The sequence below is a fragment of the Methyloglobulus sp. genome (genome assembly GCF_040079455.1).
GTDB lineage: Bacteria > Pseudomonadota > Gammaproteobacteria > Methylococcales > Methylomonadaceae > Methyloglobulus.
The window spans coordinates 15980-28763 of record NZ_JBEBKJ010000046.1; the positions used below are offsets into that span (position 1 = coordinate 15980).

The window sequence follows — 12784 nt, forward strand, 5'->3', positions numbered from 1 at the left end:
AAAGCCACCTTTGTGTCACTTGAGTTACCTAACAAATTAAGACCACAAACTAGACACCATTCAATAATAGATTTACGTGGCGGCTACTTACCTGACGAAACAAAAACGGAGAGCATCAAAGCAGACAGTTCTCCACAACAGGAAAGCTTACTACCCCGCATTGCCCGTTATTTAAAAAAAGGTATTGCCTCTTGGTATGGTCCAGGATTTCATGGCAGACAGACGGCCACTGGCGAAATTTTCGACATGTATGAAATGACCGCCGCTCACAAAACCTTGCCAATTCCGTCGTATGCTCAAGTAACTAACCTAGAAAACAATAAAACTGTTATCGTTCGCATCAATGACAGAGGCCCTTATGTGGGCAACCGACTTTTAGATTTGTCCTATGCTGCGGCTAAAAAACTTGGCATCCAGCATGAAGGCACCGGTAAAGTAGAAATCAAAGCCATCACTCCTCTGCAAGCGCTTCCACAAATCCAAAAAACAGCTGAAAGCCAACATAAAAAAGTTTATTTACAAGTCGGCAGCTTTGGCAGCCAAAGAAAAGCGATAAAGTTGCAAGACAAGATTGCTTCTCATAACTTACCTGAACCCACCATTCTCGCTTCAAAGCGTCGATTTAAAGTGCAAATGGGGCCTATAAAATCCTCAGAAAATGCTGAAAAACTTAGCTATCAACTGGCGCGATTAGGTATTAAAGACCCTCAATTTGTCACCGAGACAAGACAAAATTGAAATAACGCATGTTACAATAAGGCATTGTTGTTACTGAAACCATGCCTTAATACATGAATTATTTGAAAAGTTTTACCGTTAGCCGTTTTTTATTTTTATTTCTCCTCTTTGCATTCTTAAAGGCCAGCGCCGAAGAAGCGCAGATTCTTACGCCTTCTGCACCCACCATTGCCGCTAGCAGTTATATCCTGCAGGATTACAATACCGGTAAAGTCCTCGCAGAAAACAATGCTGACACTAAATTAGCCCCCGCCAGCCTCACCAAAATACTGACTGTTTACGTTGTCTTCAATGAAATCAAAAACAATCATCTTAAACTGGAAGATAAGGTAACAATCAGCCAAAACGCCTGGAAAACTGAGGGCTCCAAAATGTTTGTCCAAGTCAACGATCAGGTCAAAGTTGAAGATCTGCTCAAGGGCGTTGTTATCCAATCAGGAAACGATGCCAGTGTTGCCCTGGCTGAACACGTAGCAGGCAACGAAGCTACTTTTGCAGAACTGATGAATCAGCACGCGGCGCGTTTAGGTATGGTCAACAGCCATTTCCAAAACAGCGATGGCTTGCCTAGCAATGAGCATTACACAACGGCAAGAGATCTTGCCATTCTCACCACGGCATTGATCAAAGAATTCCCTGAATTCTACCCCTGGTTTTCGCAAAAAGAATTCACGTACAACAAAATCACCCAACAAAACCGGAACATGCTTCTCTCGCGTGACGAGTCAGTTGATGGCGTAAAAACCGGCCATACCGAAGAAGCGGGTTATTGCTTAGTTGCGTCCGCACTCCGTGACGGAATGCGGCTGATTTCAGTGGTCATGGGCACCGAAAGCATGAATGCCAGAGCCAATGAAAACCAAACTTTACTAAATTACGGGTTTCGTTTTTTTGAATCGCACCGCCTTTACGAAGGCAAAAAAGCGATTCAAGAAGCCAGAATATGGAAAGGTGACATTGAAAACCTACCACTGGGATTAGCAGAAGATCTTTACGTCACAATCCCTCGCCGCCAATATAAAGACCTGAAAGCTACCGTTAATGTTGATAAACAAATTATTGCGCCCATAAAAGCAGGTGATAAGCTTGGCTCAGTGACTGTCTCACTTAAAGAAGAAATACTGGCCACCAAAAATTTAGTGGCTCTTAAAACAGTAGAGAAAGGCGGAATCTTCAGGCGGCTTTATGATAGCCTGTTGATGATGATCAGGAAAAGCAATGGGTAATGAAACCGTCTACCTTAATGGTCAATACTTGCCGTTAGCCAATGCCAAAATCTCGGTTATGGACAGGGGGTTTTTGTTTGGTGATGGTGTTTATGAAGTCATTCCGGCCTATTTCGGGAAATTATTTCGCCTCGACGACCACCTCGAACGACTGGACAACAGCCTTAAGTCCATCCGCTTACAGAATCCACATAGCCATGAACAATGGCGCAACCTGCTGACACCGCTGCTCAAAAAAGACCTAGATCAGTCCGTTTACCTTCAGATTACCCGTGGTGTCGCACCCAAAAGAGACCATGCGTTTCCCCAACATGTCACGCCTACCGTGTTTGCGATGGTGTCGGGCATTAACCCGCATTCTGACCCAGACAATGGTGTTAAAGCACTCAGCATCGAAGACAGCCGCTGGAAACTATGCCATACCAAGGCAATCACCTTATTGGCCAATGTCCTACTTAAGCAAGCTGCCGTTGACAATGGCTGCACCGAAGCTATCTTATTCAAAAATGGTTATTTGACTGAAGGCGCAACCAGCAACGTGTTTGCTGTAATTGATGGCGTATTGATGACCCCCCCCAAAAGCCCTGCCATTTTGCCGGGCATAACCCGCGATGTCATTCTGGAAATTGCCAGGAAAAATAATATCCCGTGCAGTGAGCAAGCCATTCCTATGGACGAGCTAAGGAAAGCAAGCGAAATATGGATCACCAGCTCCACCCGTGAAATTATTCCTGTAGTAGACCTGGACGATGAAAAGATCGGAGACGGCAAGCCTGGCGCGCTTTGGAAATCGCTTTACAAGCTTTTCCAGGAATACAAACTGTCATTACGATGAGCGAGGAAACCAATTTTGAATTCCCTTGTCAATTTGCCATTAAAGCTATGGGCAAAAGTGATTTTGAGTTTGATCTGCTGGTCATCGAGATTGTCCGTCGCCACGTACCCGATAACGAAAAGGCAGTGACGACAAGACCGAGCAAGGATGGCAATTATCTGGCGGTAACGGTATTGATAGAAGCGTCCAGCAAACAACAATTGGATGCCATCTATCAGGATTTAACGGATCACCCACTGGTTTTAATGGCCTTATAAGGACAGTTAGGCACAAATGACCCAGGTCACTTTTAAAGTCGAGAATGCTGGTACATACGCTGATATTGTTCGATCCAAACTTCCTTTTTCTAGACTCGAAAACGGGGTAATTATTATCCATTCTCTACTTGATGAGAACGAGTCGCTGAATGAACATCTCGTTTGGTTGTGGAGCACGGTCAAGCACGAACGTCGCGTACTCAAGTCCGCCGTCTCAAACGGTGGAAGAATAACCTGCGAATGTACAGCTCCGAAAGGTCGAGTCCACTTATTACCAAACGGTGCAGAAATGCTTCATCTTCTGGGTGTCGAATTGATTCTGGAGGTAAAGTGAAAACTCTACTACCAAACTTACACTCAAATGGATCGACGTTAGGGCAATATAATTAATGCGTCACATAATTATTTTCACCCAAACTTTCTCCAAGAGAGGACTAAGTCACTCAATATGTATAGTATCCAGTGATAATCCGTGAACTTGGCTTACAACCTTACGAAGCCATCTGGCGTGACATGCAACAATTCACCCAGGAACGAACGGAAGAAACACCTGATGAAATATGGATTTTGGAACACCTGCCCATTTACACTTTGGGCTTGAATGGTAAGCAGGAACATTTATTAGGCTCTGGCAACATTCCCGTCATTAAAAGTGACCGTGGTGGACAAGTGACTTATCATGGACCTGGACAACTGATTATCTATACCTTACTCGACATCAAACGCCTTAAACTTGGTATTCGGCAATTGGTCACGCTTTTGGAACAGTCTATGGTGATGGCTTTAGCGGAATTTGGCATCACAGCCATTGCCAAACCTGAAGCACCAGGGGTTTACGTGGATAACAAAAAAATCGGTTCCATCGGCATACGCATCAAAAAAAACGCGAGTTATCATGGCATTAGCCTTAACAATAACATGGACTTAACACCTTTTGACCATATCAACACTTGTGGTTTTCGGGATTTACAAGTGACCCAACTAGCGGACTTTGGTGTTTCTGTCAGCACGGCTGAACTCGCTATTCCCGTCGTACAAGCGATTAATTCGGCAATCACCTCATGAATACTAAAGCTCCGTCCCGCTCCACTCCCGAATCGCATCAACGTAATGCGGAAAAGCTGTCACGCATACCCATCAAGGTGGAGCAGCCCGAAACGGTATTGCGTAAGCCGGACTGGATACGCATCAAACTGTCAGCCAGCGATGAAATCACCCGCGTAAAACAACTGTTGCGTGAACATAAGCTGCATACCGTTTGCGAAGAAGCAGCCTGCCCTAACCTAGCGGAATGCTTTCAGCATGGCACCGCCACCTTTATGATTATGGGTGATTTGTGCACCCGTCGCTGCCCATTTTGCGATGTCGCACACGGCAAACCGTTGCCACTCGATAAGGACGAACCGGAACACTTGGCGAATGCTATCAAAGCAATGGCGCTAAAATACGTGGTGATAACCTCGGTAGACAGGGATGATTTACGGGACGGCGGCGCAGGGCATTTTGCCGACTGCATCAAACAAATCCGCCAACAAACACCCAGCACCAAAATAGAAATTCTGGTTCCCGACTTTCGTGGCCGTATCGAAAAAGCCGTCGCCATCTTGGCAAACGAACCTTGCGATGTATTCAACCACAACCTGGAAACCGTGCCGAGGCTTTATAAGCAAGTCCGTCCCGGCTCGGATTACCAAGGCTCGTTGAACCTGCTCAAGCAGTTTCACGAAGCCCAACCGACTGTTCCCACCAAATCCGGCCTGATGCTGGGGGTGGGTGAAGAGCAAGCGGAAGTCCATCAAGTTATGCAGGATTTATTGGCACATGGCTGTTCTATGTTGACTTTAGGGCAATACTTGCAACCGAGCAAAGCCCATCTTCCCGTCAAAGCCTATATTACCCCTGCCGAATTCGACGAATACGGCAAGGTCGCAAAGGCTTTGGGATTTAAACAAGTCGCCAGTGCGCCGATGGTCAGGTCATCCTATCATGCTGATTTACAGGCAAAAGAAGTTATAGTGTAGTTTTGATACTAAAAATCAGAGTCCCCCAACCTTATGTTTAGTCTAATGAATTGACATAAATCGAGATGATTTGCATAGTATTTCTTGTACTCTGAGAAGCAGATAGAATTCTGAAATTGCGTAGTATGTTGAACTCATGGTATTGTTAAGTCCCAGATGTTACACATTTTCCCTTCAATTTATGGAGTTAATTATGACCATCGCAAAAGTAAGTGAAATAACGTCCAGTTCCACCAAAAGTTTTGAAGATGCCATTGAGAAAGGCATAAAACGCGCCAGTAAGACCATAAGAGGCATTCAAGGTGCCTGGGTTCAAGACCAGAAACTCGTCATTAATGACGGTAAAATTATCGAGTACCGTGTAAATATGAAAATCAGTTTTATTCTTGATTAATGTTGGGAGCAGAAACTAAAAACTAATATACACCGACAAGTCCCCGACCTAGGCTTCCTGTTTATGGGAAGCTTTAAAGATTCCTCTCCCTCAGGGAAAGGGTTGTGACAAACTAATTTAATTTCCATCAACCCAACTTTCTCCCTTCGGAAGAAAGGCTTTTATCATTATCTATTTAAGCTAAACGCACTGGCAATTTGCCCAGTGAGCATCAATTCCCTAGTTGCGTGACCTGTTTGGCTTTGACGGTTTCAGTGCTGCTCAAAAACCGTGCAGAGGAATAATAGGCGATTAAATGCTACTGCTGTTTTCTCCATCCGAGATTTAAGCGCAAAAGATGGCTGAACGAGATCTATAGTGCGGATACCTTGGTGTAACAAACTTTGCCTCGCTTGCAACCGACTTCCTGCCGCCGCCTTTTGCCCCTTCTAGGCGCAACAAAAAGTGGACAACTCATTAACTACTAAACCGGATATTTCTATTTATTGCCACCACTGTTTGAACACTTGTAAAAGCAATGGAAAGAACGAAGTGCAATGAACTTTTCCATTATAATTCCAACGCTTAACGAGGAGCTATCTATCAAACAATGCCTAATAGCATTACAGCCATTACGGGAATGTTGTGAGATAATTGTCGTTGATGGCGGCAGTACGGATAATACTGAGAGGCTAGCCAAGCCCTTAGTCGATAAGCTTATTGCATCAGAAAAAGGCCGTGCTATTCAGATGAATGCTGGTGTCGAAAATGCAAAAGGCAATATGTTGATATTTTTACATGCTGATACTTTTTTGCCGCCAGAAGCACTAAACCACTTAGCACAAGCAATAAATGGTAAGCAGCAATGGGGACGTTTTGATGTGGAACTTAGAGGTAGCCACCTCATGCTAAAAATGATTGCCTTTTTTATGAATTGGCGTTCACGTATTACTGGAATTGCCACAGGCGACCAAGTTATTTTCGTCAATAAACAGCTATTTGAATCCGTAGGGTATTATCCGGTCATACCCTTGATGGAGGATGTTGCTCTCTGTAAAAAGCTTAAAAAAATAAGTCCGCCTATTTGCCTGAAAACCAAGGCTATCAGCTCTGGTAGGCGATGGGAGAAATTCGGAGTATTTAAGACTATAGTGCTGATGTGGAGTTTGCGGTTGCGCTATTTTTTCGGAGCAGACCCGCAAGTTTTAGCACTTTTATACAGTAGGGGACGATTTTGGAAAACATGATTCGATTGTCTGCGGCACTGAGCATTTTTTGTATCATGGTGGGTTGGGAAGCCATTAAGCCGAGGCGTACTCAACAGATTGGACGTAAACAGCGCTGGCCTGTGAATTTGGGGCTTGCCCTTTTTAACATGATCTTGATGCGGTTTACTATTGGTGGCTTGGCTTACACAGCTGCGGTTATGGCGGCGGAACATGGGTACGGGGTATTGAATCTATGGCAGATACCAACTGGTTTGTCGATAATAGCGACCTTGTTGATGCTTGATTTCGCCATTTATGGCCAGCATATTGTTCTGCATCATTGTCCGTTGTTATGGCGACTGCATAAAATACACCATACCGATCTGGAATTTGATGCAACCACGGCAGTTCGTTTTCATCCGCTGGAAATCATATTCTCCATGTTCTATAAGGCCATCTGCATTGTGCTTATCGGCGGCAATCCTGCTGCTGTTATCGCGTTTGAAATTATCCTGAACGGTGCTGCAACGTTTAACCACAGTAATGCCAAGATTCCAGAGAAAGTGGATAAAATTCTCCGTTGGTTGATCGTAACACCGGACATGCACCGCGTTCACCATTCCACAGATCAGGTCGAGAGAGACAGCAACTACGGTTTTTCAGTGTCTTGGTGGGACAGGCTTTGCAGGACTTACACCGCAGAGTCCAAACACTCCCAAACTACCATGGCCATCGGTTTAAATGCTTACCGCAAACAGGATGATTTAGGCTTTATGCACCTACTGATTATTCCCTTTAAAACACAAATCAACCGCCAAGAGTAATGTACCAATATCCTGATGCAGTCATTATGGTATTTTGCAAAACGCCGTTACTGGGACAGGTAAAAACCCGATTGATTCCTCCATTAACTGATGAGGAAGCGACACAATTGCATTGCGAACTAACTGATAAAACATTGCAAACAGCCAAACAAAATCAGTTATGTGAAGTTTGCGTATGGTGTTCACCGTCTATCGACCATTCTTTTTTTACGGTATTGACTCAAAAGTATTCTGTTGATCGACACTTACAGCAGGGCGAAGATTTGGGTGAACGAATGCATCACGCTTTTTGTCAGGCATTAGCCCAGTATAGCAGTGCAATTATCATCGGTTGCGATTGCCCGTCCCTTACGAATGATGATCTTGAGCAGGCATTAAATCACTTAAAGCAAGGTAAATCCTGTGTCATAGCTCCAGCAGAAGACGGTGGTTATGTACTTATCGGTCTCAAGCGGCCTCAAGCAGTCTTATTCGATAATATGCCTTGGGGGACAGATGAAGTATTGGAATTAACCCGCGCTAGACTACAATCCTTTAACCTAGACTTTCACGAATTAAACACGCAATGGGATCTGGATACACCAGATGATCTAAAGCGGTACTCAACTTTTTCTTCTCAGTCAGCATGGCAACGCCCTTCTTTGCCATAAGACATTAGACTTCGTGCAGCACTTGGTTGGCTATCGGATATAATATTCCTTTCTAATACGATACCTAAAAAAGCCAGTTTATTTGTAAGCAACTCCGACCCATCACAAGGCAAGTTAATGAAAAAACTGTTGTTCCAATTTGACACAGATACTTACCCTTCCGTTTTCGATACGGTTGTCGCTTACGATGGCGGTGCAGACCATGTTATTGGACATGGTGGATTAACGCCGGAAAATGTCGCCGCATTGGTTGAAGGTGCTATTTTTACCCGCGCACCTAAAGAGAAGAAAAATACCGCCATTTTTGTCGGCGGCAGTGACATGGTAGCTGGGCAGGCTCTCTTTAAAGCTGTACAAAAACATTTTTTTGCTGGGTTTCAAGTCTCAGTTATGCTCGACAGCAATGGTTGCAATACCACGGCCGCCGCCGCTGTCGCTAAATTGGTGGGCAATCGTAATTTTGCCGGAAAAAAAGCGGTCGTATTGGCGGGTACCGGCCCCGTCGGTCAGCGTGCCGCGGCTATGTTAGCCAAAGAAGGCGCAACAGTCGTTATCACTTCCCGAAAAATGGAACAGGCTGTAAAAGCCTGTAATGCCATGAAAGTTCGCTTTGGTGTTGACCTTATTCCCATTGAGGCTGCTGATAATAACGCCAGGGGGAACGCAATTGCCGATGCAAATATCGTACTGGCTACTGGCGCGGCTGGAATAGAGTTGCTGGCTGAGGAGCAATGGCGCGACAATACTAATATTGAACTGATAGCCGATGCCAATGCCACACCACCCATTGGAATTGGCGGTACAGACATGATGGACAGAGGCATAGACCGACACGGCAAGATTATCTGGGGAGCCATCGGCTTCGGCACGTTGAAACTGGCTTTGCACCGGGCATGTATCGCTAAACTGTTTGAAGACAACAAGCAGGTTTTCGATGCCGAAAATATCTTCGCCTTAGCTAAGGAAATGGCGTAGTTTGCACTTACTGTGAATGTTTCCGCCCACCTATTTATCCCTGAGCTGAGAAAATCCGCATTCAACATTTTTCAGGCTGGCATTGCCGCTGCCGATCCTTATCAGGCAATCACTAGCTGCCTACTGGTAGAAGACGATCAGTTACAAATCCTGCTGAATGATATTGGTGAAAAACGAACAGGTACTTGGCCTAAAATCCACCTGCTCGCCTTTGGCAAAGCGGCTTGCCCCATGATTAAAGCAGCTATTGCCGCTATTCCACCCTATTATTTGTCAGGCCAAGAAATTGCCGTCACCAATTACGAAAATGTAAAAACTGTTCCTGGCGTAAATGTAATCGGTGCGGCCCATCCTTTACCGGATGAAGCGGGATTCAATGCCGCCAGATTGTGTGCTACGGTGGCTCAAGATGCAAAACAAGATGAACTGGTTTTAGTGTTAGTAAGCGGTGGCGGCTCTGCATTAATCCCCTATCCAGTCGATTCGGTAACATTACAGGAAAAAATCCTGACCACCGACTTATTACTGGCATCCGGTGCGACGATTAACCAGGTCAATTGTGTACGTAAACATCTATCCCAGTTAAAAGGTGGGGGGCTTGCCAGAATGGTTGCGCCTGCTGCTTTACATACACTGATATTGTCAGACGTAATCGGTGATGACTTATCGGCTATCGCTAGCGGCCCGACCGTCCCGGATGATACGACTTTTAGTGATGCCATTGATGTGCTGAAAACTAAGGACATCTGGAACAAAGTACCAGATAGCGTTCGCCATTATTTGGAAATTGGGCATCAAGGCAAAGTCAGGGAAACCCCAAAATCTGGCGAATCTTTTTTTGCGGCTAGCAATCACACATTAATCGGCAGTAACCGTATGAGTGTCAACGCCATCTTGCAAACAACCAGAGAGCAAGGTTTTGAAGCAATCTTATACAGTGATAATCTATGCGGAGAAGCAAGTGATGAAGCTGAAAATTTTGTGCAATTTGCAAAAGCTCAACTCAGCAAAGCAGGCAACCGCCCTATCGCATTATTAGCCGGCGGTGAAACCACAGTATCCCTTAAAGGCAAAGGCCGAGGTGGCCGCAATCAAGAAATGGCCCTCGCTTTTGCCATCCATGCCGAACAACAGAAACTCCCTGGAAACTGGGTATTCCTAAGCGGCGGTACTGATGGCCGCGATGGTCCAACAGATGCTGCGGGTGGGATAGTAGATTCGGGTACAATACAGCGAATGCTGAAAGTAGGCATAAATCCAAGCGCACTACTCGACAATAATGATTCCTATAGCGCATTGAAAACATCGGATGATTTGCTCATGACTGGCGCAACAGGCACGAATGTAGCTGATTTGCAGGTATTGCTTATCCAGCCGTAAGCCTTGGAAAAGAAAGCCCTCTCCAAAGGGAGAGGGTTGGGTGAGGGGAAATTATCAGAGCAAAAGCCTATAATTCCCCTCATCCCGTCCTTCCCCCTAGGGGAGAAGGAGCGAATCTTAAGCCAATAGTGCTTGGCTTAAACCCAAACAACACAACAATTATTTCAGGAGTAACAAATGTTTAACAAATCCATGACCATCGCTGGCTTCGATGACGAACTGTTCCATGCAATTGAAGAAGAAAAGCAGCGCCAAGAAGATCATATCGAGTTGATTGCGTCGGAAAACTATTCCAGCCCCAGAGTCCAAGAAGCGCAAGGCACTTGTTTGACCAACAAATACGCCGAAGGTTATCCCGGAAAACGTTATTACGGCGGCTGCGAATTTGTCGATAAAGCCGAACAACTGGCGATTGACCGCGCCAAAGCACTGTTCGGTGCGGATTATGCCAATGTGCAGCCGCATTCCGGCTCCCAGGCGAACATGGCTGTGTTCATGGCGTTAATCCAGCCAGGCGATACCATTTTGGGCTTAAGCTTGGCTCACGGTGGGCATTTAACTCACGGTGCCAAACCCAATTTTTCCGGCAAAATTTACAATGCCGTGCAGTATGGGCTTGATCCGGCAACTGGCTATATTGACTACGACCAGGTTGAAGCCTTGGCGCTGGAACATAAACCAAAAGTTCTGGTGGCCGGTTTCTCGGCGTATTCCAGGATTTGGGACTGGCAACGTTTTCGCGAAATCGCCGATAAAGTGGGCGCTTATCTATTTGTCGATATGGCGCACGTTGCCGGTTTAGTTGCAGCAGGTGTTTACCCTAACCCTGTGCCGATTGCCGATGTCGTGACCACCACCACGCATAAATCACTGCGCGGACCTCGCGGCGGTTTGATTCTGTGCAAAAGCAATCCAGAACTGGAAAAGAAGTTCGATTCCAATATTTTCCCCGGCATCCAGGGCGGGCCGTTGATGCATGTCATTGCAGCCAAAGCCGTTTCTTTTAAAGAAGCCATGCAGCCGGAATTTAAAGTTTATCAGGAACAAGTTATCAGAAACGCTCGCGCAATGGCGAAAGTATTCGTTGACCGCGGTTTTGACGTCGTTTCCGGCGGCACGGACAACCACCTTATGCTGGTCTCACTAATTCCTAAAGGCATTACCGGCAAAGCCGCTGATGCCGCCCTGAGCAAAGCGCACATCACTGTCAACAAAAACGCCGTCCCCAACGACCCGCAATCGCCATTCGTCACGAGCGGCATCCGCGTCGGTACGCCCGCGCCGACCACGCGTGGGTTCAAAGAGCCAGAAGTCATTGATGTCGCCAACTGGATGTGTGACGTAATGGAAAATATGGAAGATGAAAAGGTGATTGCAACGGTAAGGGAGAAAGTGACAGCGCTGTGTAAGCGGTTTCCGGTTTATGGCTAGCGATAGCCAAAGTTTCTTTATGAAATCATGAAAAGCTCAAAGATTGCGATTTTCATAGATGTTGAAAATCTTACCCAATGGGTAAAAGAAGATGGCTCAGAAAAGCTTTTATCCGAATTAAGTTCAACAGGACAAATTATTGTTCGTAGAGCTTATGGCAACTGGACTAACCAAAATCTATTTAATTTCCAGGGAAATTTGAATAGGTCTGGCTTTGAGCTTATTCATAACTATCATCCTATTAGCGGAAAAAACTCTTCCGACATACAGCTTACTATTGATGTAATGGAATATGCACTTCGATTAAGTGATGTAGATTGGTTTGTTCTTGCAACCGGAGATTCCGATTTTTCACCTTTATTCAGGCGCTTAAGAGAAATTGGTAAAGAGGTTATTGGTGTTGGGCCGCGGTCTGCGTTGAGTGAGAGCGTCAAAACGTCTTGCTCAAGATATATTTATACGGATATTACTCAGGAAACGATTAAATTAGCATTAGATGATGCTATTGATTTGGTTCAAAAAGCGCTTAAAACTTTCGATGAACCCGCCGCGTATTCATCATTAAAAAGTGTCATGATGAACATTGATAGCGCATTTGATGAAAAAGCATTAGGTTTTAAATCTTTTAGCGAATTTTTAAAGTCTACTGATTCAATTGAGTTGATTCGTTCTGATGATGCAAAGACTTGGTTAGCTACACCTAAATCATCAAATAACGATACTTCTGATTCGTTGAAAATAGATAAAGATGCGCAGCAAATAACATCTCAAGTTGAATCCTATCAAAAGTTATTGAAAGAAAAAAACTGGCCCTCTATTCCCAGTGATTACTTAACTAAAATATACAATGTCTTAATAACGCTACC

At 45.1% G+C, this 12784-nt stretch carries 14 protein-coding genes; all 14 read left to right on the top strand.

What is annotated here, in order from left to right; genetic code table 11:
• The first annotated feature begins 12 nt into the window (after positions 1-12).
• Positions 13-738: a septal ring lytic transglycosylase RlpA family protein gene (locus ABL924_RS11030; protein ID WP_349027146.1), complete on the top strand. Its 726-nt coding sequence runs from the start codon at positions 13-15 to the stop codon at positions 736-738.
• Positions 739-791: 53 nt separating this feature from the next.
• Positions 792-1964: a D-alanyl-D-alanine carboxypeptidase family protein gene (locus ABL924_RS11035; RefSeq protein ID WP_349027147.1), complete on the top strand. Its 1173-nt coding sequence runs from the start codon at positions 792-794 to the stop codon at positions 1962-1964.
• On the top strand, positions 1957-2799 hold the full coding sequence (locus ABL924_RS11040) for a D-amino acid aminotransferase (RefSeq protein WP_349027148.1): 843 nt from the start codon (positions 1957-1959) through the stop codon (positions 2797-2799). The genes ABL924_RS11035 and ABL924_RS11040 overlap by 8 nt, the downstream gene beginning before the upstream one ends.
• Positions 2796-3056 (top strand): DUF493 domain-containing protein, encoded by a 261-nt coding sequence (locus ABL924_RS11045; RefSeq protein ID WP_349027149.1) that lies wholly within the window; start codon positions 2796-2798, stop codon positions 3054-3056. Before ABL924_RS11040 ends, ABL924_RS11045 begins: the two co-directional genes overlap by 4 nt.
• Before the next feature lie 513 nt (positions 3057-3569).
• Positions 3570-4121, top strand: a complete 552-nt coding sequence (gene lipB / locus ABL924_RS11050; protein WP_349027159.1) for a lipoyl(octanoyl) transferase LipB — start codon at positions 3570-3572, stop codon at positions 4119-4121.
• Complete coding sequence (gene lipA, locus ABL924_RS11055) at positions 4118-5077, top strand: lipoyl synthase (RefSeq protein ID WP_349027150.1); 960 nt, start codon at positions 4118-4120, stop codon at positions 5075-5077. Before lipB ends, lipA begins: the two co-directional genes overlap by 4 nt.
• Positions 5078-5270: 193 nt before the next feature.
• Entirely contained in the window at positions 5271-5471 is a 201-nt protein-coding gene (locus tag ABL924_RS11060) for a dodecin family protein (RefSeq protein WP_349027151.1), read from the top strand.
• A 536-nt stretch (positions 5472-6007) separates the two neighbouring features.
• Complete coding sequence (locus tag ABL924_RS11065) at positions 6008-6697, top strand: TIGR04283 family arsenosugar biosynthesis glycosyltransferase (RefSeq protein ID WP_349027152.1); 690 nt, start codon at positions 6008-6010, stop codon at positions 6695-6697.
• Positions 6694-7482 carry a sterol desaturase family protein gene (locus ABL924_RS11070; protein ID WP_349027160.1) on the top strand — a complete coding sequence of 263 codons (789 nt, stop codon included), beginning with the start codon at positions 6694-6696 and terminating at the stop codon, positions 7480-7482. Before ABL924_RS11065 ends, ABL924_RS11070 begins: the two co-directional genes overlap by 4 nt.
• Entirely contained in the window at positions 7482-8132 is a 651-nt protein-coding gene (locus ABL924_RS11075; RefSeq protein WP_349027153.1) for a TIGR04282 family arsenosugar biosynthesis glycosyltransferase, read from the top strand. The genes ABL924_RS11070 and ABL924_RS11075 overlap by 1 nt, the downstream gene beginning before the upstream one ends.
• Before the next feature lie 117 nt (positions 8133-8249).
• Positions 8250-9107: an NADP-dependent methylenetetrahydromethanopterin/methylenetetrahydrofolate dehydrogenase gene (locus ABL924_RS11080; protein ID WP_349027154.1), complete on the top strand. Its 858-nt coding sequence runs from the start codon at positions 8250-8252 to the stop codon at positions 9105-9107.
• Positions 9108-9119: 12 nt separating this feature from the next.
• Positions 9120-10487, top strand: a complete 1368-nt coding sequence (locus ABL924_RS11085) for a glycerate kinase (protein WP_349027155.1) — start codon at positions 9120-9122, stop codon at positions 10485-10487.
• 177 nt (positions 10488-10664) lie between these two features.
• Complete coding sequence (gene glyA, locus ABL924_RS11090; protein ID WP_349027156.1) at positions 10665-11918, top strand: serine hydroxymethyltransferase; 1254 nt, start codon at positions 10665-10667, stop codon at positions 11916-11918.
• Between the two features lie 27 nt (positions 11919-11945).
• On the top strand, positions 11946-12784 hold an 839-nt coding region (locus tag ABL924_RS11095), incomplete at its 3' end, for an NYN domain-containing protein (protein WP_349027157.1).